Below are 23856 nucleotides of genomic sequence, written 5' to 3'. Positions count from 1 at the left end.
TTTAAAATTGTAATTAAAAGGAATTCATTTTGGCAAGAATTTTCAAATAGTTTAGTTTAAATTTGCACCCAAAATAAAGAGGAGACTGACTTGAAAATTTTTCATTCCATAAACGAATTTCATTCCAACAAGAAAACCATATTAACACTTGGTACTTTTGATGGGGTGCATATTGGTCATGCGGCAATTCTAAAAAAGTTAACCCAAAATACCAACAATGGAGAATTTGAAAGTACCGTGCTTACTTTTTTTCCACATCCAAGAATGGTGTTACAAGGAAAATTCGATTTGAAATTACTGAACACCATCAATGAAAAAATGGAGTTGTTAGAAACCATCGGAATTGAGAATCTAATTATCCATCCTTTTGATGAGAGCTTTGCTCAATTAAGTGCCGAAGAATTTGTCAAAACCGTTTTAGTTGATCAACTACATATTCAAAAAATCATCATTGGCTACGACCACCGATTTGGAAAAAACCGAACGGCAAATATTGATGATTTAATCCATTTTGGTACACAATATGGGTTTGAAGTAGAGCAAATATCAGCCCAAGAAATCAACGCAATTTCAATTAGTTCTACCAAAATCAGAACGGCTCTTGAAACAGGAGACATCCAGTTAGCTAATGAATATTTAGGCTATGCTTATTTTTTAAGCGGAACCGTTGTAAAAGGGAAACAATTAGGTAGAACTATTGGGTTTCCAACAGCCAACATTGAGTTAAAAGAAGCGTACAAATTAGTTCCAAAAAATGGCGTTTATATTGTCCGTTCAGATATAAACGGAGCACAAGTATTTGGTATGATGAATATTGGTTTTAATCCAACTGTTGAAGGAAAAACCAAAACTATCGAAGTACACTTTTTTGATTTTAATGATGACATTTACGATAGCCATATTAAAATTGCCATTTTACAACGCATTCGTTCAGAAAAGAAATTTGAATCCGTTGCATTGCTAACCAAACAATTGGAAGACGATCAAAATTTTTCAAAACAGTATCTTCAAAATCTAGAAAACAAGTAGCCTTCCTTTTAAATACACTACATTGCTTGTTTGAAACTATTTGATTACTTTTGACCTATAAAATTATACCCATGAGCATTACAAAACACGATTGGACCAAAGAAGAAATTATTGCAATTTACAATAAACCTTTGATGGACTTGCTTTATGAAGCAGCTTCTATTCACAGAGAAAATCACGATCCAAACGTGGTACAGGTTTCCACTTTATTGTCTATTAAGACGGGTGGGTGTTCTGAAGATTGTGGCTATTGTCCTCAGGCAGCGCGTTACAACACCAACATAGAAGGAAATGATTTAATGACGGTGAGCCAAGTAAAGGCACAAGCTTTGAATGCCAAATCAGCTGGATCTTCTCGCGTATGCATGGGAGCGGCTTGGCGTAATGTAAAAGATGGGCACGAGTTTGACCAAGTGTTAGAAATGGTGCGCACCATCAACAAACTAGACATGGAAGTATGTTGTACTTTGGGTATGATTACCGAAAACCAAGCTAAACGCTTAGCCGAAGCAGGTTTGTATGCTTACAACCATAATTTAGATACCTCAGAAGAATATTATAAAGAGGTAATTTCGACACGCGGTTTCGAAGACCGTTTGCAAACTATAGAAAACGTTCGTAAAACTAACGTAACCGTTTGTAGTGGTGGTATCATCGGAATGGGAGAAAGTATCGAAGACCGTGCAGGAATGCTTGTAGCGCTTTCTACGTTGAACCCACAACCGGAATCAGTGCCAATTAATGCTTTGGTGGCTGTAGATGGAACACCTCTAGAAGACGAAGAACCGGTTGAAATTTGGGAAATGATTCGAATGGTAGCCACTACCCGAATTGTTATGCCTGAAACACAAGTTCGTTTATCAGCAGGTAGAACCAACATGAGTCGTGAAGGTCAGGCGATGTGTTTCTTTGCAGGAGCCAATTCGATTTTTGCCGGAAATAAATTATTGACCACTCCAAATCCCGATGTGAATGAAGACATGAAAATGTTTGAATTATTGGGATTAAAACCACAGAAACCATTTACTAAAATGGTACAACCACAAACTGTAGAAGCCGAAGATTCTCAATATGTTGCCTTAGGCGAAAAACCAAAATGGTCGCGTCCAGGACATACTATCGAAAGAAATTTAGAGGCCTCTGTTAAAGGAAAATAAAAATAGCATTCAAGCATATAAAAGCTTCCAGCCATTACGATTGGAAGCTTTTTCTTTTACAACAATACTTTACGACTAACTACTGCTCCTGTTTTCAATGTTATTTGAACAATAAGTACTTTTGTCTTCCAAAGCGCCGCTTCAATGGTATGGGTTTTGGCTTCCAATGATTCGACATGATACAATTGCTTCCCTTCTAACGAATACAAGGACACTTTACTAAGTATCTCTTTAGAGGAATTTATCTGAACTTGATTGTTTCGAGTTACAATTTGAACTTCAGCGGAAATTGCTGAGGGAACAGTATTTTTAGTTTGAAAACGCACTACAAACCGATTGTCAAACGTGCCTTTGGTAGTAGTGAATGAATAATCGGCTTTCTTTAAATTCTGTGTTTTTGCTTCTAATTGGTCTTCCAAAAAAATGTCTTGATTTGCAAACAATCCGTCAAAATCATCCAAACTAATCGTATAATTCCCTTCTTGTTTGGCTCGATAACCAATCGGAACCGAATCTGAATCATCAAATGGTAAAGCTCTCGCCTGAATACTGTTTTTATCTCCTTCGTTTAGACTATAAAAATCCAACCATTCGTTGCTATCTAACGAAAGTCCATCAAATTTCACGTCTTTTCCATTAGTCGCTCCTGTGGCATAGCCCAATAAAATTTGTTTGAAAGCCCCTTGTTTGTTAGATAAGTTGAGCCAAATTCGGTGTTTCTCAAAGGTAGAAGTAGTAATCGATTTACTAGCACTATTTTTAAAAAACAGATTGTTCCCACCTTTTAATCGCATTGCATTTTTAAAGACAATATTTCCTTGCTGATTGTTTCCTAAAATAAAAAAAGCTTGCCCTGATGCGATTTTACCATTTGGGATTGTGTTATTTATCCCGCCATTTTTAGCCGCTGTTCCTACTCCACCCAAAATGGTATACACCGCATAATCATCTGAAGTATATTGCCCATTATCAATAGGAGTATTGTGTGTCCAAAAATACAAGCTCCCTTGTAGCACATTCTGATTCTCCAGAATAAATGCATCGGCATTTAGTGATGAAGGATACGGATTCCCAATTAAATTGGGCGTTTTGGTTTTAGCTATAGGCAGTGAAACCAAACCATTATTGGGTATTCCAGAAAAAGCAGCTTCGAAAATTGCCGGAGTCGTTGCTGAAAAACTTTCGGGAGCTTGAAAAATATAACCTTTACCTAAACCCATCGTGTTAGTTGTCAATTCTTTGTGCCAATTATTGGAAATCGCATCAAAAGAATAAAAGGTAGAAGAAGGCGAATTCGGAGAAAGCAATTTCAACTGTTGACCTGCCACTGGCGAGGACCAATAGGTATAATCCGTTTTACGAACTGGGGTGGTTTTTCGCTTGAACTGAATAATTCCTGTATTTACAACGGAATCATCTGTTTGATATAATGAAGCGTTATTCTCGAAAACTAAATTTCCTGTTCCCGAATAATTCAATACCAATTCTAAAGTAACTGCAGTTGCAACTGTAACTTTTACCCCTGAATTGACTACACAAGAACACATTTTAGTATCAGTCGAAATTTCATAATTGCTATTAAACATAACCGTTTTATCCTTCGTTGGCAAACCATTACTCCAATTTATACCGTCCCAAATTGTGCCTTCTTGGCAAAATAACAACTTAGCTATCCGATGCTTCGATATTCCGGAAACCGAATTGAAATTACCTCCAATAACCGCTCCACCTTGAACCAAACAAATACTATTGAGTTGCCCATTCAAAATAATTGGAAAAGAAACATCGTAAGTCCCATCGGGCAATAAACGCACCATTCTTTTTACAGTCGCCCCATTATAATTCCGCGAAAAAGAACCACCTACTAAAATCCTTCCGTTAGATTGTGCCACGATGGAACGCACTGTTCCTCCACTAAAACCAGTTCCTGAATTAAACGTTGTGTCTGAAGTTCCATTAGAATTCAATCGTATTATTTTGCCAATCGTTTGTCCGTTGTATTTGGATAGTGAACCTCCCACAAGAATTTTTCCGTCATTTTGTAATGCTATAGTATAAATAGACCCAACAAATCCTGTCCCAACAGAGAAACTAGAATCGACAGACCCATCTGTGTTCAACCGAATCAATTTATTGGAAGTGATTCCGTTAAAAATAGCAAAATCTCCGCCTACTACAACCTTCCCATCAGCTTGGAGAACCAATAAATTCGGTGTTGCATCAGGATTTGTTCCAATAGTAAAACTAGTATCCAAATTACCATCGGGTAATAACCGAATCACTTTTTTTACTAACACCCCATTATAAGAAGTAAAACTGCCGGCCACTATAATTTTGTCGTCAAGCTGCAAAGCCAAAGCATAAACCATATAGTTAAAACCAGAACCAATAGTAAAAGACACATCAATAGTCCCATCTGGATTCAAACGAACTATTCGTTTGATAGGAACACCATTGTATTTTGTAAAATTTCCCGCCACAAGAAGTTTCCCTTCTGGTAGTACCATTACTTCTTTGACTGTATTATCAAATCCAGATTGATTCGAATTGAAAGTGGTGTCCAACTCACCGTTTGCTGTCAGTTTTGCCATTCGATTAACTTGTTTTCCATTGAATTGAGTAAAACTTCCAAAAGCGATATAACTTCCATCTGCTAAAGGAACTATTTTGTCTACCGCTTTGTCAAATCCTACTCCAGCTGTTAAATACCCTGAATCCAATTCGCCAACGGTACTAATTTTAGCTAACTTTCCCTGTTTCAAATCATCAAAAACAGAAAAAGAACCTCCTACAAAAAAGCTATCTGTTGACTCACACAAACCGTATATCGTCGCTGAAGATGGTCCCGCGCCTATGTCAAAATTGGTATTCACTGTCCCGTTTGAATTTAACAAAACCAAACGATTGACAGCTGTCGATTTATAAGTACCGCTAAAGCTACCGCCTACTAGAATTCCGCTAGAAGTACTATGAATTGCATGAAGTGCTCCATTATTAAACCCCGATCCAGAGAGAAAACTTGTGTCAACAGTTCCATTCGCATTCAAACGAACAATTCTATTTTGAGATGTTCCATTATAATTTAAAAAACTACCCCCTACTACAATTTTACCATCTGACTGGACTGCAATAGCTTCAATAGCATCATCAAATCCAGCACCTATAGAAAAAGTAGTGTCAATGCTTCCATCTGAATGTAACTGAACTAATTTGGAATAATTAGTATTCCCATTAAAAGAACTAAACGATCCCGAAAGCACTATTTTACCATCAGGAGCAATCGCCACATCGTCAATTGTACTTGTGGTTCCTGTCCCTGTAACAAAACTACTATCCAAATCACCATTAGGTAAAATCCTTGCAATTCTGTTTACGGTAATTCCATTGAATTTGGTAAAACTTCCTACCACCAATACTTTGCCATCAATCTGTAAAGCCAGCCCATAAATAGTACCACTACTCGCCGCAATAGAGGTATCGAAAGTTGTATCTCTCGAACCGTCTGTATTCAACCGCACCAAGCGTCCTACTGGAATTCCATTACAAGTAGTAAAGGCTCCCGCCACAATAATTTTACCATCAGGTTGGATAACCGAAGTATAAATTTTTCCGTTGAAAGAAGTGCCAAGATTAAATCCAATATCTTTAGAACCGTCCGTCTGTAAGCGACAGAGATACGGACTGGCACTGCCATTATAATTTAGAAATTCACCTCCTACTATTAATTTTCCGTCGGTTTGAAGAGACAATGTTCGGACGGTTCCATCAAAGCCATCGCCCAAAAGTCCGTCATCATAGGAGTTAAATTTAGGATCAAGTTGTACTTCTTGGCTGTAGCCAAAACAAGAAAGAAAAAAGAATAGCACCAAGACTACCCTTTTTTTGGGTTTAATTTGGGTAAAAGATAACATAAAGGGGGCGCTTTAAATTATGGTTATTACGTACTAATTCAACTAGTTATCACAAACTTAACTTAAAAACAAACAGATTGAAATACCCACATTTAGTGATTTTTGGCAAACCGAAAGATGGCAATCCAAATAAATTACTTATTTTTCGAGTATAAAAACTACCTCAATGAGCGAAGTCAATTCCGTTAAAGAAGCGATTCATAAAATAGAACATTTCTGTGCCTATCAGGAGCGTTGCCACGATGAAGTGGTGCAAAAATTACGCACTATGAAAATGGATTCGGCAGAAATTGACGAAATTTTGGCTCATTTAATCCAAGAAAACTACCTCAACGAAAGTCGGTTTGCCTGTAGTTTTGCCCGAGGAAAACACCGCATTAAGTTTTGGGGCAAAGTTCGTATTGTAAACGAATTGAAATTGAGAAATATCTCCACTTACAACATCAATTTGGCACTTAAAGAAATTACCCCTGAAGAATATGAAGCAAATTTCAATGCTTTGGCCGAACGAAATTGGTATTCCATTAAAGAATCCAACGGACTCAAAAAACGTAAAAAATGTTGTGATTTCTTATTGCGAAAAGGCTACGAAAGTACTATGGTGTACGAAAAAGTGAAAGAGTTAGAAGCTGGGAAAAATTAGATTTTTGTGCTACTAGGCACAAGATTATGGAAAAAAAATTCGAACGTGTTTTTCCGTGCCGTAGGTACGGGATTTATATTATTTCGAACCTAACGGCACTCTCGAAAACATACCCTACAAGTCTACCTTTATTCTGTGCCTAAAGGCACTATTTTTTTAAAAAGTTAATTTAAATTGATACCAACACACTCACCGCATTTCCCCCAAAACCAACGGCATTCACCAATACTTTTTTGATAGGTTTTGTTGGTGTTTGTGCTATCGCAAAAGGAACGCCCACAAACTGATTATGTTGCAACATTAAGATGGCCAACTCCAAACTCAAAATGCCCGAAGCACCAAACGTATGTCCTATTTTCCATTTGTTGGTGGTCAATAAAGGGAGCTTGCTGCCAAATACTTTTTCAATAGCTCTATATTCTGTCAAATCGCCTTTGATAGTTCCAGGAGCGTGCATTACAATGGCATCTACTTCGGATACATCTGTGTTGGCCAAAGCCATTTTCATGGATTTTTGGAAACAATCTGCCTCCGCAGAAATGGAAATATTATGTTCTAAAATTTCGGTAGCATAACCAATGCCTTCGATGTAAGCCAAGGCATTTTCTTTTTTTCCAATTTCCAAACAACAAACGCCAGCACCTTCGCCCAAAATCATCGTATTTTGCGTTTTATCTAAATCCAAAGCGCGATTCGGGTAGTGTTCTTCGCTTCGAGAATAGATTTTTAAGGCACGCATTTGGGCAATGGTAAAATCAGTCAAAGGCGCTTCGCTACCGCCAACCAAAAATTTATCTGCCATTCCCGAACGCAACCAAGCCACGCCATTCAAAACCGCATGCAAAGCGGTAGAACAGGTGATTGAATGCGAAATTTCAGGGCCCTCAGTCTGCAAATCATGGGCTACCCAAGAAGAAATATTACCCAAAGTGGTGGTTGGCGAAGCCAAAGTCTGTGCTTTGCCCGTTGTAGTATATTCTTGAAAGTGCTTTTCGAATAAATCGGTGGCACCGCGAGACGAACCAATATTGATTCCGAAAACATCATTTTTTGACCAACCCGCTTTTGCAATAGCTTTGCGCGAAGCGAGCATGGCAAACAAAACAGAATTGTCTAAAAATTTGTATTTACTATCCGATTGTCTCAAAGCCTCGATTTGAGGTTTGGAATCTTCGTCCAAAGGAGCAATCAAAGTTTCTTTTTGATCTAAAAACCGACTTTGAAAACACGGATTAAGGTTTTGGTACTTATTCCAAATAGTTTCTGGTTCATTCCCCAAAGGAGAAACAGAAGCAATGGCCGTTATGGAGATAGTTGGTGACAAAGGACTATTTTTATGCAAAATTACACTATTTCAAGAGCACTTTCGACTACTTGATAGACTTTTTCTAATTGCTCGTCCGTAATTATATACGGCGGCAGCACATACACAATATTGCCCACAGGACGTAATATCACGCCATTTCCAATAAAGAAATTATACAATTTGTTACGCAAATTTCCGTAATAACTTGCAGCCGATTCGGTCTTGATTTCCAAAGCAAAAATAACCCCTAATACTCGGGTAGTTACTACTTTTGGATGTGATTGGACTCTTTTTTCAAAAGCCAAATGATTGGCATTTACTCGCAAAATATTGGCTTGCATTTCAGGAGTTTGTAACAATTCCAAACTCGCTAAAGCCGCAGCACAACCCGTTGGATTCGCCGTAAATGTGTGCCCATGAAACAACGCCTTATTAATATCTTTATCATAAAACGCATCGAAAATTTCTTGAGTGAAAGTCGTAATTGCCATCGGAATCGTACCACCTGTTAAAGCTTTGGACAAACACATCATATCGGGTTGTTCTGTTAGATAATCCGAAGCAAAGGTTTTTCCTGTTTTTCCAAAACCTGTCATCACTTCATCAGCAATCGTCAACACGTTATTGTCTTTACACATTCGGATTAAGGTATCCAAAGCAGCGGGTTCGTACATCACCATTCCTGCGGCACCTTGTACCAAAGGTTCGTAGATAAATCCAGCGCAATGGTGATCTTTTAGAACTTTGACCAAAGCTTCAAAACAGGATTTTTCTTGTCCAACAACTGGAACAGGAATCCGAATTACATCAATAAACATTCCTTGAAAAGCATCGGTAAAAAAAGAAATTCCGCTCGCTGCCATAGCTGCAAATGTGTCACCGTGAAACGCATTTTCGAAGGCAATAATTGTTGTTTTCTTTTCTCCTTTATTGAAAAAATACTGCAATGCCACTTTAATCGCCACTTCTACAGCGGTAGATCCATTATCTGAAAAGAATAATTTTTGTTGGTTTTTAGGCAAAATCGCCATCAATTTTTCAGCCAAAACCACAGCAGGTTCGTGTGTAAATCCGCCAAAAAGCACGTGTTCTAAAGTAGTCAATTGCTTGTAAATCGCATCAGCGATAAACATATTGGAATGCCCGTACGGATTTACCCACCAAGACGCAATCGCATCAATATATTCTTTATCATTTTCATCCCACAACAAAGCACCTTTCCCTTTTGTAATCGCAATAGGAGCCGAAGCGGTCTTATGTTGTGTATACGGATGCCAAAGGTATTGACTGTCTTTTTCGGTTAAACTCATAGTAGATTGAAGATTTTTGATTGTAGAGTAACGATTTCAGAAATTGATTTTTGATATTGTGATTGCTATTGAATTTTCAAAAGATTCTCTCGAAACAAATCGGCATATTCTACTATGACGTTGGTATCAAAATACGGTTCTTGGTCAATTCTGCCAATGCACGGCAAACCCGTTCTGTTTAAAATTATAGATTCAGAACTTGTGTTTTCTTCGCCAGAAAAAACAATTCCTGCAATAGACAACTTTCGGTTTTGCAAGGCTTCTACCGTTAATAACGTATGATTAATACTGCCTAAATAGTGTCTAGAAACTACAATTACTTTATAATCGGACTGAATAATATCTACCACCGATTGTGTTTCATTAAGCGGAACCAAAATGCCTCCCGCTCCTTCAATGACCAAGTGATTCTTGGTTTGAGGCTCTTGAATTTGGTTCAAATCGATAGTTATTCTGTCTTTCGCAGCAGCTAAATGCGGACTTGCTGGAGTTTGCAAAGCATAACTATTCGGATGAAATTGCGATTGTGTATTCGAAACTAAGGCTTGTACTTTATGGGTATCCGAGTGTTCTAAATCACCTGCCTGAATCGGTTTCCAATAATCGGCTTGGAGCGCTTCCACAATAATTGCCGAAGCAATTGTTTTGCCCACATCGGTCGAAATGCCTGTTATAAATAATTTCATATTAATAGAGTATTCAACCACAAAGGTCGCTAAGTTTTCACTAAGTTCACAACAATTAAGCTCCTAAAAAAATAAGAGCACTCAACAATTGTAACACCTCGGTTATTTCTTGTTCTGAATTAAAACTATGTAAACAAAATCGTAAGCGTTCTTGACCTTCGGGTACTGTTGGCGACAAAATAGGTTTCACATCAAATCCCTTACTTTGTAATTGTTGTGCTATGCTTTTTACTTTTTCATTCCCCGGAATTATAGCCGATTGAATGGCTGATTTACTGCGAACAAACAACGTTTTTAAACTCAACCGATTCTTTTCTTGATTGAAATGAGCGATGTTATTTTTTAATTGTTGTTGGCTGTGGGTTGCTCTTTCTAACTGCTCATAAGCGGTCAAAATAGTCGCCACCGAATGGGGTGACAAACCCGTTGTATAGATAAAACTTCGCGCAAAATTGACTAAGTAACTCTTCAAATCTTCTCCTCCTAAAACGGCAGCTCCATGGCAACCCAATCCTTTTCCGAACGTCATAATTCGGGCAAAAACAGTTTCTTGTAAACTTAAACTTTGCACTAACCCTTCCCCTTTTTCACCAAAAACCCCCAAAGCATGCGCCTCATCAACCACTACATAGGCTTTGTGTTTTTCAGTCAATTGAACTAATTCTTCTAGATTAGGCGTATCACCATCCATTGAAAAAACCGATTCAGTAACAATATAAATAGTAGTATCCGGATGTCGAACTAACAATCGTTCTAAATCTTCCAAGTCATTGTGTTGGAATTTATAGGCCTTTGCATTCGATAATTGGATTCCATCACGAATGGACGCGTGACACAATTCATCGTACAAAATCAAATCTCCCTTTTGAGGAATCGCACTAAAAAAACCCACATTAGCATCATACCCTGAATTGAAAATCAAGGCTGCTGGCGCTTGATGAAATTGAGCAATACAGTCTTCGGTAACTTGATAAACTTGATGATTTCCTGAAAGTAAACGAGAGCCTGTCGCTCCATTTTGTTTCTGATTATGGTCTAGTAAATACTGATGCGTTGCTTCAAAAATCGCATCGGATTTAGAAAATCCCAAATAATCATTCGAAGCAAAATCTACCAAGTCAGAAGCTTTTGGCAACTGCCTCAAGGCGTTGTTTTGCAACCGCAGCGCTAATTTATCTGAAAGAGTTACAGGTAATTTTTTCATACTCCACAAAAATAAGGCATTTTTTGGTCTTTTAGATTCTTAAATTTTCAAACTTAACCTATTAAAAAAAATCGAAATCGGTTTCGATTTTTTAAAAATTGAACTTTTGTTAAAAAAATCTTAAAATTTGATTTGGATAGTATTGCTCAATCAAATAGTTTTCTACTTTCGGAGCAATGAAAAGAATAGCCACCCTTTTTTTAATTGTAACCTTGTTCTATAACATGATAGGTTACTATTTAATGTTTGCTTACCAAGAACAGCAAGCATGGGTAGCACGTATGGAAAAAACAAACCATACTGATTTTCGTGTTATGAAATTAAATGCTTCTTTATACACCTTCGTAGAAGACACTGAATTTGAAGATGTGAACGAAGATGTTATCATTAATAAGAAGAGTTATCACATCTTTAAGAAACAAATTAAAGACAACACACTTCATCTTTATTATTTGCCTAATTCTAATGAAAATAAAGTCAGTAAGGATTTAAACGATATCGTAGACAGTCAACTTTTCAATAATGGAAATTCAAAGGAATCTCCTGTCAAAAAAATTCTTAAATCTTTTATCAAAGATTACGTCGACAACCCAGAAATTAGTATTCCTACACAACTCGAAAAACTAGTTTCAACTAGCTTAATTTCAACAACCGTTGTGAATTTTACTGAATCTGAACACCTTTCTTTACCCTATTCCCCTCCGGATTTTATTTAATTTTAGGTTTTAACCCATTTACGAATTGATTGATTTTCAATTAGGTAGAGTTGTATTTGTATGACTGCTATAAGTACATTATAATCATACCTTTCAATACATTTTCATCATGATAAATTGGTGTAAACCTTTGGTGTTGTACCTTTCTTAGAGGTATTTCTACACATCCAATTCATTATTACATTTTCTATTTATTTTTCTTAAAATGAATATTCTATAAGCATCCTCTAAATTAATTGGAAGCTTACGCCTACTCTATTTTTTTAAAAGAAATGAGTACAGAGTATTTGATTTTGAGATCCAACCAATTACTAAAAAAATGAAACAAATATACTTTTGTTGCCTACTATTAGGGACTTTATTTACTAATGCTCAAACCGAAATTGACGGTATTATGATGAGTAAAAAACAACTTTGTACTGGTGCAGTTTATCAGTACAGCGCTTGGGACAATTACTGGGAAGGAACTTTCAAAAGAGACAATCAAAATTTAGGAACAGTCTCAAATAACAATATCAGCGTAAACGCCAACTACGGTGTGTCAGACAAATTGAATATTATAGTGAGTTTGCCTTATATGACCACACAAGCTTCTGCAGGTACTTTAAAAGGTCAAAATGGATTGCAAGATTTTTCGGCAACAGTGAAATACATGCCTATTGAAAAGACTATTGGAGGAGCTACTTATTCTTTATACACCATTGCAGGTATCTCTGTGCCAACAACAAATTACGTTGCAGATTATTTACCCTTAAGTATTGGGTTGCAAAGCAAAACAGGAACTTTCAGATTGATGGGAGATTATCAAAAAGGTCATTTTTTCACAACGCTATCTGGCGCTTATCTAAAAAGAGCTAAAATTACAATTGATAGAAATGCCTATTTCACCAACGAAATGATTTACTCCAATGAAGTTGCCATGCCAGATGTAATTAATGTTAATCTTAGGATGGGGTATCGTTCTAATCGCTTGATTGCCGAAGCAATTTTGGACAACCAAGTAACTCAAGGCGGGTTTGACATTACAAAAAACAATATGCCTTTCCCGAGTAATACTATGAATACCCTTAAAGTTGGCATACATACCAAATACACTTTCCCTAAAAAAGAAGCATTAGCGCTTGTGGGTGGGTTCAATCATGTATTAGAGGGACGCAATGTAGGTCAAACAAATGCCGTATATGCAGGATTCTTTTATATCATCAACTTCAACAAAAAATAAAATGAAAAATATACTATTTTCCCTTATTCTATTAAGCTTACTTACCTCTTGCAGTAATGATATTTACGATCGTTCTGAAAATTATCCTATACTAAGTCCTACAAATAATGATGATTTAGCAGGTACTTGGCGACCAATATTATTAGCTGCTCCAGACGAATTTAGCTTAGACGCTCCAGTAGCCACTACTAATGCTGCCTTTACTAGAGAATTAAACGAGATTAAAAGCTATCAAGCCAATATTACCGACGAACAAAAAGCCATCATTAAATACTGGAGTGCAGGAAGCGTATTGCGCTGGAATGAAATTATGCGTACTTTGGTTGCCAAACACAATCGTCCACCGTATCAAAATGCAGATGGAACCTACCCAACTCCATCTTCTGCCAATCCATTTGCGAATACTCCTTTTCCTTTTTCAAATCCTCCTTATGCAGCACGCGCTTATGCTTACGTAAGTGCCGCTCAATATGATGCTTTAGTGGCTACTTGGTATTACAAAAGGTTGTATAACAGAGTTGCCCCTTACGTTGCTGATACTTCTTTAAATGTATTGGTTCCAAAAAATGGAATGCCTTCTTATCCATCAGAAGACGGAGTATTAGCAGGAGTTACAGTAGAATTATTGAAATTATTATTCCCTACTGAAATTGCTTATATCAATGGAAAAGCAGAAGAAGAAAAGTTATACCGAATTATTAGTGGTGCTAACGTTCGTAGTGATGTGGAAGCAGGAATTACTTTAGGCCGAAAAATAGCCACCAAATATATTACAAGAGCCGCTGGTGACGGAATGGGAGCCGCCGTTGGAAACCAAACCATTTGGACTCAATTACAAACCCAAACCACTGCTACTGGAGAAACTCCTTGGTTATCATTAGACTTACCTGTTAGACCTCCTATGTTACCTTTATTTGGAAATGTTCGTTCATTCTTAATGTCGTCATCTGATGTAGTAGCAAGCCGTCCTGTACCTCCTCCTTCAACAAGATCTGCTCAATTTGCAACTGAATTAGCAGAAGTTAAAAAATTCAGTGAAAATGCAACCAGAAAAGAAATGGAAATTGTAACTTTTTGGGCTGATGGTGTAGGAACCTATACGCCTCCTGGCCACTGGAACGCTATTGCTGCAGATGCTTTTGTAAACCAAAACTATAGCGAAGTGCGATGGGCAAGAAATATGGCGCTATTGAATCTTTCTTTAATGGATGCGGCTATTAGTTGTTGGGATGCTAAATATTTCTATTTTAATCCAAGACCAACACAAATGGATTCTTCTATCAAGACATTGACTGGTATTCCTAATTTCCCTGCTTATGTTTCGGGTCACTCTACCTTTAGTGGTGCCGCTGCGACAGTATTGTCTCATATAATTCCGGCCAAAGCAACTGAATTTAAAGCATTAGCAAAAGATGCCTCTAACTCACGCTTATTTGGTGCTATTCATTATAGAAGTGATTGTGAAAAAGGGTTGCTTTTAGGAGAAACTGTTGGCGGATTTGCAGTTAGAAGAGCACAAATTGACGGTGCTGAATAACCCCAATTTAATAACTATAATTTCATAAACCATGATACATACATTCAACAACTTTTATTTTTCATTTAGCGAAAAAATCGAAAAACATAGCATAATTTTTATGCGAATAGCATTAGCTATTGTTTACATTTGGTTTGGAAGTTTAAAAATAATTGGAATTAGCCCTGCAGGAGATTTAGTAGAACAAACTGTTTTTTGGTTCAAGCCGGAGATTTTCATTCCAGTACTTGGACTGTGTGAAGTACTCATTGGGCTAGGACTATTAATCAAACGATTAGTCCCATTAACAATTATACTATTACTATTACACATGGTTGCTACCTTATTTCCTCTTTTCATACTTACAAACGCTTGTTTTGATACATTCCCTTATCAGCCTACTTTAGTGGGCCAATACATTATCAAAAATGTAGTGTTAGTTGCAGGAGCGTTAGTAATTGCTGGAAAACACAATCGAAGATATTGTACTCAAAAATTATAGTTATCTAAAACCAAAAAACGCCTAACAATGTTAGGCGTTTTTTATGACTTAAATTCTTCTAATTAGTCTGCTAAAAGAATTACTTTATTGTCTTTCATCTCAATTGTTCCTGACTCTATTGCCAATGTGTACAATTGATCATTTACTCTCGTTAATTTAGCTTCGGCCTCCTTTGAAAGTGTAAAGCTTGGCGCGGCAATTTTTACAGTTCCTTTCTTTAATAAAGAAACAATTGGCGCGTGATTATTCAAAATTTGAAAATCTCCATCTACCCCTGGAAGATACAATGAAGTAATTTCTCCTGAAAATAACTTTGCCTCTGGTGATACTATTTCTAAAATCATATTTTTTTAGTTCATAGTTGATAGTTGATAGTCGAAGGTTGCAAATCTAGCATCCAATAACCAACAACAAACAACCAATTATGCTTCTGCCAACATTTTTTCTCCAGCCTCAATTGCTTGTTCAATAGTTCCTTTAAGGTTAAAAGCAGCTTCTGGCAAGTGATCTAATTCACCATCAATAATCATGTTAAATCCTTTGATAGTATCTTTAATGTCAACTAATACCCCTGGAATTCCTGTAAATTGCTCAGCAACATGGAAAGGTTGAGACAAGAAACGTTGTACACGGCGTGCTCTTGCTACAGCTAATTTATCTTCTTCTGACAACTCTTCCATACCAAGAATTGCAATAATATCTTGTAACTGTTTGTATTTTTGAAGAATTTCTTTCACTCTTTGTGCACAATTGTAGTGTTCATCACCTAAAATTTGTGGTGTCAAGATTCTAGAAGTAGAATCTAATGGATCAACCGCTGGATAAATACCTAACTCAGCAATTTTACGAGACAATACTGTTGTTGCATCTAAGTGAGCAAATGTTGTTGCTGGCGCCGGGTCTGTTAAGTCATCCGCAGGAACGTAAACCGCTTGTACAGATGTAATAGATCCTTTATTTGTAGAAGTGATTCGCTCTTGCATAGCCCCCATTTCAGTTGCTAATGTTGGCTGGTATCCTACCGCAGATGGCATACGCCCTAAAAGTGCCGATACCTCAGAACCTGCTTGGGTAAAACGGAAGATATTATCCACAAAGAACAATACGTCTTTACCTTGATCCGATCCAGCTCCATCACGGAAATACTCAGCAATAGATAATCCAGAAAGTGCTACACGAGCACGAGCTCCTGGTGGTTCATTCATTTGTCCGAAAACGAAAGTAGCTTTTGACTCTCTCATTCCTGGCATATCTACTTTAGATAAATCCCATCCTCCATTTTCCATAGAGTGCATGAAATCTTCACCGTATTTAATAATTCCTGACTCTAACATCTCACGAAGTAAGTCATTCCCTTCACGGGTTCTTTCTCCTACTCCTGCGAATACTGAAAGTCCACCATGACCTTTTGCAATATTGTTAATCAACTCTTGAATCAATACTGTTTTACCTACTCCAGCACCACCAAACAATCCAATTTTACCTCCTTTTGCATACGGCTCAATCAAATCAATTACTTTAATTCCTGTAAATAAAACTTCAGAAGAAGTTGATAAATCTTCAAATTTTGGAGCAGCTCTATGAATTGACAATCCATTGTCTCCTGTTTTAGGTAAGTTCCCTAAACCATCAATAGCATCTCCAATTACATTAAATAAACGTCCATAAACATCTGGACCAATAGGCATTTGAATAGGATTCCCTGTACCTACCACTTCATACCCTCTACTCAAACCATCTGTTGAGTCCATCGAAATGGTACGAACAGTATTTTCTCCAATATGGGATTGTACTTCTAGAACTAATACAGTTCCATCTTTTCTAGTGACTTCTAACGAATCATAAATTTTTGGAAGTTCAACATCTTTACCGTTGAAAACAACGTCAACTACTGGGCCAATGATTTGGGCAACTTTTCCTATTACTTTAGACATTACTTATGTATTTATTAAATAGCTATTTAGGTTTATGAAATGCAGTTAACAAGAAGCTCTATATTAAATGCTATTTTCAGAGTGCAAAGATAATTTTTAAAATATAAAATCAATAATTTTTTATTAAAAAAATAAGGATAATTTTAGTTTAAAAAAAACCACCACATGAAAATGTGGTGGCCCTAATTCAAACTCGAGTGTGTGTTTTATTACAAACTTGAAGGAAATAAAATTCTATATTTTCCTAAATCATGTTTTTTAAGAGTCGAAGTATATTTTGAATTAATCGCATCAATAAAAGCATTAGCAATTAAACCGTAGCCTCTTGGACTTGGATGAATTCCATCAAGAGAGAAAGCCCCTCCGGTTACATAAGTAGTGGTCATAGTAAAACTATTACTCACTATTCCTGTAGTTGATAATTGAGTCATTATTGCTTTAGCATCAACAAAAGCTAAACCTTTAGCATCTGCAATAGCTCTTATGCTTGAATTATAAGCATCTGTAGCAACTTTGATAGCGTCGATTTCAACTGGAATTAAAACGTGTGCATCTTGTAATGGAAAGGTAATACCAAACTTATTTAACGGAGACGGTGGCGCTATTCCTAAGCCTGAATTAGAAGCCGTTGGAGCAGTCCCAATTACTGATTGTGTTGGTAGCAATACTAAATCAGTAGCCGTAGCCTGACGCGCTTGCCCATAAATAGCTCCATAAAAAGCAGCAGTTTGAGCTCCTAAGGTAGGTGTAAGAACTGCTGTAAGTTGCGCAGACAAGTTTGTAATAGATTCATCTTTAATCAATAATGGATTAGAAGCTGTAGTAGAAAGCAAATTAATTCGATCTCCAGCTCCTAAATAGGTTAATGCTGATTTTAAAGGCCCATATAATTGAGTGTTCAAAGCTGAAATAGTTGCTTGACCAACTGCTGTATTTCCAGAACCCAATACCGATGTAGTTAATGGGTTGTAAGGAACCGTTGTAAAATAAGGCAAAGTAGAAACGTATGGTAAATTAGCAACCACTCCTTTAGCTCCATTTGCAGTAAGATTAGTAATCAAACTATTATACACATAAGCAAATACACCTGGATCTGTAATATCATTTGCACCGTAAGTAGCTGGATTATTATTTCCTGTTTGATTTACGCCTACTCCTCCAGAAGTAGCATACCCTAAAACATCATTCCCCCCAATCCATAAAGAGAAAAATGTAGGTGATTGAGCCAAAGCATCTGACAAAACTGTCGTTGTAGCCGAAGTAGAAAAACGAGCAAAATAAGGATTAGCTAAACCCCCAGCAACACCAGCAACATTCCCATATCCTGCTGCAACTAGGTGATAACTCTTTGCTCCTGGAACTCCTAAATTATTAAAAGGCCCTGAAACTTTAGTACTTACTTCTGTCGAGGTAGTTCCTGAAACTGTAACTGGAGCAGAACCATTAAAATACATGCGCTTTGCAGCTATTACATTACCTCCCAATAACAAACCTCCAACATTATCTGCCATTAAAGGTGTAGTAAACGTCCCTCCTCCTGCAGCAGCGAACTGTTGAGAAAGTAAATTTGGATAGGCCCCTTTTTGTCCTTCAATAAATAAAGCCCCATCGCTGTATCCTGCCGCAAAGGAATCTCCTAAAGCTACATATTTAGAAAAATTAGCAGTTCCAGCCGAAACTGGTTCTTCAACTACCGCATCATCATTGTTAGTACAAGCTACAAAGGTTAACGAAACCAAAAATAGCCATTTGAAATTTTTTATCATGATTGTTCTATTTAAAAAAATTATGAATTCAATTAAGGATTAATTGTCCAAGAAGCAAAGTATTGTTGTCCTATAGCACCAGCACCTAATACTTGGATATATTCTTTCCCCCCAATATTGGCGGCTCCAATTTTAAGTGTCGATTTTAATTGAGGAATTAAATAGTTTACCTGAGCATCGATTACAGTAGCTGATTTTATAATTCCGTCCACCATAGTAGATTGCCATAAATATTCACTATTCCATCTTCCACTTACATTAAATCCAAAATTTTTGAACAATTTCTCATTTCCAAAAGAGGCTTTAATTCGATGTTTTGGAGTATTAAATCCTGCTTCAAAACTTGCGTCTTTTGACTGATCAAAATTGAATTCTGCATAATTATAATTGATTCCTGCTTCAAAATCTTTGTATACTTTTTTAGCTATACCAAGACCAAAACCAAGTGATTTGATCTCTACATCTGTATTAGTATACAATTGAAACGCTCTGTAATTTCCGTTTTGCAATGCGTGTAATGATTGTGTTCCTAAATCAGTAGCTCCTCCTGCTGGATTTGGAGCGTCTTGAGCTCTTCCGTATAAAGGTGCAACTACATTAATGTTTCCAATAAAATTATTGTATATATTGTAATAACCATTGATATCTATTGACAAGTCCTTGATTACTGAACGATATCCTAGTTCAAATGCTTTAACTTCCTCTGGCTTAACATATGCTAAATTAGTTTTCTTAAGTAATGCTGGATTCCCAGAAGCTGTAAGAGCTGCAACTGAAGCTGCGGTATACGAATTATTATACGCATTTAATCCTGTAATATTAACCGTAGTTCCTCCTGCAAAAAGTTGTCCTACAGTTGTAGCAACTGGTAATGTTTCTTTAAATCTAGGTAAGTTATCTGGAGCAGATCCTAAAAGGATTGCGCTTCCAACGTTAAATCCTATGTACTGATCTTGTGTAGAAGGGTTTCTGAAACCTGTTTGAAAAGAAGCTCTAAAATTATGTTTTCTACTTTCACCACCAGTGTACACTAAAGATACTCTTGGCGAAATATTTCCATCAAAATTTTTCGACTTATCATAACGAATAGATCCCGTAAACTTTAATCTATCATCCATCAATTTTTTAGTCAATTGAGTATACGCTCCGTATTCATTATAATTAATAGGTCCATTAGCATCCGTGTAAATTCTACCATGAGAATTCAATTGATACGCTCTATAGGATCCCCCTACTTGAATTTCAGCAAATTTTATTACATCTTTGAAATTATAATTCGCATCTGAATGATAAATTCTAGAATTATCAACTAGTTTAGAACCTGATAATACACTCGCTTCATTGGTAACTTGATCAAATGCGCTTTTAAAAGCTGCTGTTCCAGGCAATAATCTACCTGTATCGGCCACAGCTCTAGCTGCTTTGTGAGCGTTCTCTGGAGTCATCCCTCCTAAAGTTGCTTGAACATATGCCCCTGCATATTGACCAAACCATTGACTATCTGATTTCCATTTTCTATTGATATTAATTCCTGTAAACAACATATCGTAAGAATTTCCTCCATCTTCAGTAGTTGTATATCCTCTTAAGAAGAAATTCTTACCTTTAAACTCCAATTTGTGTTGTTGCATGAAGAAATTATTCAAATAATATCTATTAGCCCCTTGGTAAACTGCATTACCAAAACCAAACTTACTTTGCCAAATCATTTCTAATTTTTCATTACCAAAAGGTCTGAAGTGCAATGAAAAATCTATCTTAGTATTTGATGCTTTATTGTCTGTTAAATCTACCTCATTATAACCTGTTCTACTAACATTATAACTAGGCAATAAATTAACTGCACTTGCAGGAATTAGGCCCATAGAAGCTAATGAATTTCCTACTCCTTTGATATTGGTCGAAACCTCATCCCCATACACATTAATTCCGTCATAATTTACATGACTTCTGTCTCTTCCTACTACTGTCTTATCATCATAATTAGTTGCAAACCAATCAGTACCTTTCATAAAAGTAAAATTAGCTTTTGCAGCAAAATATGGATTGAAAGCTTTTGCCATTCGGATTCCGTAATCTACATAATCATTAACTCCAGCCGCTTTTTGACTAGTTTGACCATATTTAGCATACGCTCTAATTCCTTGACTTGTAAAAGGGCTTTTACTATTCATAAACAAAATACCATTAAAAGCATTCGCTCCATATAAAGCAGAGGAAGCACCAGGCAGCAATTCAACACTTTGTACATCAATTTCTGAAACACCTATCATATTTCCGATCACAAAGTTTAACAACGGAGAAGAATTATCCATTCCATCAACTAATTGCATAAAACGCACATTTGCTACTGTAGCAAAACCTCTTGTGTTGATTGATTTAAAAGTCAAACTACTTGTATTCATTTGAACCTCTTTCAAATTCTCTAATCCTTCATAAAAAGTTGCCGAGGCAGTTTTCTTAATGTCGGCAATACCCATTCTTTCAATGGTTACAGGAGATTCCAAAACACGTTCTGGTGTTCTTGAAGCAGAAACTACAATCTCATTTAACTTTGTTTCTTCATCAGAAAGTTTTACCACAAGTTTTTGACTATTGGATGAAACCATCACTTTTTTAGCGCCAAAACCTAAAGCGGTAACTTCAATTTGAAATGGTAATTTTTTCTTTGAATTCAAAACGAATTTCCCTTCGTTATCTGTAATTGCTCCATTCGAATCCCCAATAACTTTAATATTAGCTCCTGGGATTGGCTGGTTGTTGTTGTCTGTAACAGAACCTGAAACCGCAGTTTGTGCGAAAGAAATGCTACAAAAAAACAATGATAAAAAAAGCACGTATACTCTCATTGGTTAAAATTTTGTTGGTTTATGCGACCAAAATACAAATATTTTTTGCTATTATTAAAATTTGGGTCATTAAATTTCATATTCAACAACTATTTAGCTCATTTTTAACTAATTCGAATAAATAAATAATAAAGATTTTGTGAACTTATTAAGTAAAATTAGCCATCAAATTACTTACTAATTGAATTATTCTAAAACAAATAAAGCGAGAATGAATCTCGCTTTATTAAAAAAAATTTATCTAAAAAATTACTCTACCGTAACCGATTTTGCTAAGTTTCTTGGTTGATCAACATTACAACCTCTAAACACTGCAATATAATAGGACAATAATTGTAGAGGAATTGTGGTAATTAACGGAGACAATGCATCGGAAGTTTCAGGAACTTCAATAACATAGTCTGCTAACTCTCTTACTTGAGTATCCCCTTTAGTTACAACGGCAATTATCCGCCCACTTCTGGATTTAATTTCTTGTATATTACTTACAATTTTATCATAATGTCCTTGCTTTGGAGCAATAACAATTACAGGCATTTGCTCGTCTATTAACGCAATTGGACCATGCTTCATCTCTGCTGCAGGATATCCTTCAGCGTGTATGTACGAAATCTCTTTTAATTTTAATGCTCCTTCGAGAGCTACTGGAAAATTATACCCCCTACCTAAGTACAAACAATTGTGGGCATCTTTGAAAGTAGTTGCAATTTTCTTAGTGGTAACTGCCGTTTCTAATGCTTCTTTTACTTTTTCAGGAATAATTTCTAACTCTTGTAGGTACATATGAAAATCCGAATTGGACAAAGTACCTTTTGCTTTTGCTAAACGTAACGCAATCATTGTTAAAACTGTGATTTGAGTTGTGAAAGCTTTTGTAGATGCTACCCCAATTTCAGGACCAGCATGAGTATAGGCCCCTGCATGACTTTCTCTAGAAATAGATGATCCCACTACATTACATACACCAAACACAAAAGCGCCATGTTCTTTTGCTAATTTTATCGCTGCCATAGTATCTGCTGTTTCTCCTGATTGAGAAATAGCAATTACTACATCTTTGCTGCTTATAATTGGATTTCTATATCTAAATTCTGAAGCATATTCTACTTCAACTGGGATTCTTGTAAACTCCTCAAAAACATATTCTGCAACCAATCCTGCATGCCACGAAGTTCCACAAGCCACAATAATAATTCGATCTGCATGTAAGAATTTTTCAAGATGATCTTCCACGCCAGCCATTTGAATTATCCCTTCATTAGAATGCAATCTACCTCTATAAGTGTCTTTAATTACATTAGGCTGTTCATAAATTTCTTTTAGCATGAAATGATCATAGCCACCCTTTTCAATTTGTTCCAAATTCATTTGAAGCTCTTGAATATAAGGATCTACCAATGTATCATCTTTAATTTTTCTTATCTTCATTGGTTTGTGTAACCTAATATTGGCTATTTCACCATCTTCTAAATAAATTGCGTTTGAAGTATACTCTATAAATGGAGAAGCATCTGAAGCAATAAAATATTCACCCTCTCCCACCCCAATAGCTAAAGGGCTTCCTAGTCTTGCTGCTACAATTTCTTCTGGATTATTTCTATCAAATACAGCGATTGCATAGGCCCCTACCACTTGGTTCAATGCCACTTGAATCGCTTTTCCTAGTTTTAACTTTTCTTTGATTTGAATATCTTCAATTAAATTAACTAAAACCTCAGAATCAGTATCTGAATGAAATACGTATCCTCTTTTGATTAACTCTTCTTTCAGAGGCGCATAATTTTCTATTATTCCATTATGAATAATTGCCAAATTTCCTGAATTAGAAAGATGAGGATGTGAATTAACATCATTTGGCACACCGTGAGTTGCCCATCTTGTATGACCAATCCCGATAGATCCGCTAGTGGTAATCTCCTTAACGGCTTTTGCCTCAAGATCAGATACTTTTCCTTTTGTTTTACAAAGTTTTAGATTTTCTCCATCATATAACATGACACCTGCACTATCATAACCCCTGTATTCTAGTCTTTTCAAACCTTTAATAACAATAGGGTAAGCCTCTCTGTAACCAATATAACCAACTATTCCACACATAACGCAAT

Annotated in this window: 17 protein-coding genes; 7 read left to right on the top strand and 10 right to left on the bottom strand. The window is 36.3% G+C overall.

What is annotated here, in order from left to right; all coding sequences use genetic code 11:
* Positions 1–90 precede the first annotated feature (90 nt).
* Positions 91–1029 (top strand): bifunctional riboflavin kinase/FAD synthetase, encoded by a 939-nt coding sequence (locus tag MG292_RS04000; RefSeq protein ID WP_264533991.1) that lies wholly within the window; start codon positions 91–93, stop codon positions 1027–1029.
* 71 nt (positions 1030–1100) lie between these two features.
* Entirely contained in the window at positions 1101–2186 is a 1086-nt protein-coding gene (gene bioB, locus MG292_RS03995) for a biotin synthase BioB (RefSeq protein WP_264533992.1), read from the top strand.
* Between the two features lie 56 nt (positions 2187–2242).
* Here the strand turns inward: bioB and MG292_RS03990 are convergent, their stop codons facing one another.
* Entirely contained in the window at positions 2243–6097 is a 3855-nt protein-coding gene (locus MG292_RS03990) for a calcium-binding protein (protein WP_264533993.1), read from the bottom strand.
* Between the two features lie 166 nt (positions 6098–6263).
* Between MG292_RS03990 and MG292_RS03985 the strand changes: the two genes are divergently transcribed.
* Positions 6264–6740 carry a regulatory protein RecX gene (locus MG292_RS03985; protein WP_264533994.1) on the top strand — a complete coding sequence of 159 codons (477 nt, stop codon included), beginning with the start codon at positions 6264–6266 and terminating at the stop codon, positions 6738–6740.
* Positions 6741–6909: 169 nt separating this feature from the next.
* Here the strand turns inward: MG292_RS03985 and MG292_RS03980 are convergent, their stop codons facing one another.
* From MG292_RS03980 to MG292_RS03965, 4 genes are all read right to left on the bottom strand, one after another.
* Positions 6910–8064 carry a beta-ketoacyl synthase N-terminal-like domain-containing protein gene (locus MG292_RS03980; RefSeq protein ID WP_264534562.1) on the bottom strand — a complete coding sequence of 385 codons (1155 nt, stop codon included), beginning with the start codon at positions 8062–8064 and terminating at the stop codon, positions 6910–6912.
* Positions 8065–8084: 20 nt separating this feature from the next.
* Positions 8085–9356 carry an adenosylmethionine--8-amino-7-oxononanoate transaminase gene (bioA, locus tag MG292_RS03975; protein WP_264533995.1) on the bottom strand — a complete coding sequence of 424 codons (1272 nt, stop codon included), beginning with the start codon at positions 9354–9356 and terminating at the stop codon, positions 8085–8087.
* A gap of 65 nt (positions 9357–9421) precedes the next feature.
* Positions 9422–10042 (bottom strand): dethiobiotin synthase, encoded by a 621-nt coding sequence (gene bioD / locus MG292_RS03970; protein WP_264533996.1) that lies wholly within the window; start codon positions 10040–10042, stop codon positions 9422–9424.
* A 55-nt stretch (positions 10043–10097) separates the two neighbouring features.
* The gene (locus MG292_RS03965; RefSeq protein ID WP_264533997.1) at positions 10098–11246 is read right to left on the bottom strand and encodes an aminotransferase class I/II-fold pyridoxal phosphate-dependent enzyme; all 1149 of its coding nucleotides are present in this window, start codon (positions 11244–11246) and stop codon (positions 10098–10100) included.
* A gap of 176 nt (positions 11247–11422) precedes the next feature.
* Between MG292_RS03965 and MG292_RS03960 the strand changes: the two genes are divergently transcribed.
* The 4 genes from MG292_RS03960 (at position 11423) to MG292_RS03945 (ending at position 15202) form a co-directional block, all read left to right on the top strand.
* Positions 11423–11962, top strand: coding sequence for a hypothetical protein (locus MG292_RS03960; RefSeq protein WP_264533998.1), 540 nt, complete (start codon positions 11423–11425; stop codon positions 11960–11962).
* 319 nt (positions 11963–12281) lie between these two features.
* Positions 12282–13184: a hypothetical protein gene (locus MG292_RS03955; protein ID WP_264533999.1), complete on the top strand. Its 903-nt coding sequence runs from the start codon at positions 12282–12284 to the stop codon at positions 13182–13184.
* Position 13185: 1 nt separating this feature from the next.
* The gene (locus MG292_RS03950) at positions 13186–14721 is read left to right on the top strand and encodes a vanadium-dependent haloperoxidase (protein ID WP_264534000.1); all 1536 of its coding nucleotides are present in this window, start codon (positions 13186–13188) and stop codon (positions 14719–14721) included.
* 100 nt (positions 14722–14821) lie between these two features.
* Positions 14822–15202 carry a DUF417 family protein gene (locus tag MG292_RS03945; protein WP_264534001.1) on the top strand — a complete coding sequence of 127 codons (381 nt, stop codon included), beginning with the start codon at positions 14822–14824 and terminating at the stop codon, positions 15200–15202.
* Between the two features lie 62 nt (positions 15203–15264).
* Here the strand turns inward: MG292_RS03945 and MG292_RS03940 are convergent, their stop codons facing one another.
* The 5 genes from MG292_RS03940 to glmS form a co-directional block, all read right to left on the bottom strand.
* Positions 15265–15546, bottom strand: a complete 282-nt coding sequence (locus tag MG292_RS03940; protein ID WP_264534002.1) for a F0F1 ATP synthase subunit delta/epsilon — start codon at positions 15544–15546, stop codon at positions 15265–15267.
* 78 nt (positions 15547–15624) lie between these two features.
* Entirely contained in the window at positions 15625–17136 is a 1512-nt protein-coding gene (gene atpD, locus MG292_RS03935; protein WP_264534003.1) for a F0F1 ATP synthase subunit beta, read from the bottom strand.
* 209 nt (positions 17137–17345) lie between these two features.
* Positions 17346–18902 carry an SGNH/GDSL hydrolase family protein gene (locus MG292_RS03930; RefSeq protein ID WP_264534004.1) on the bottom strand — a complete coding sequence of 519 codons (1557 nt, stop codon included), beginning with the start codon at positions 18900–18902 and terminating at the stop codon, positions 17346–17348.
* Between the two features lie 32 nt (positions 18903–18934).
* Complete coding sequence (locus MG292_RS03925) at positions 18935–21751, bottom strand: TonB-dependent receptor domain-containing protein (RefSeq protein WP_264534005.1); 2817 nt, start codon at positions 21749–21751, stop codon at positions 18935–18937.
* A 249-nt stretch (positions 21752–22000) separates the two neighbouring features.
* A complete protein-coding gene (glmS, locus tag MG292_RS03920; RefSeq protein ID WP_264534006.1) occupies positions 22001–23848 on the bottom strand; it encodes a glutamine--fructose-6-phosphate transaminase (isomerizing) in 1848 nt (615 codons plus the stop codon).
* Between the last annotated feature and the right edge of the window lie 8 nt (positions 23849–23856).

This window comes from Flavobacterium keumense (assembly GCF_029866485.1).
In the GTDB taxonomy this organism is placed as follows: Bacteria; Bacteroidota; Bacteroidia; order Flavobacteriales; family Flavobacteriaceae; genus Flavobacterium; species Flavobacterium keumense.
The sequence above is the reverse complement of the archived record's forward strand: the minus strand, read 5'-3'. Positions and strand labels throughout refer to the sequence as shown.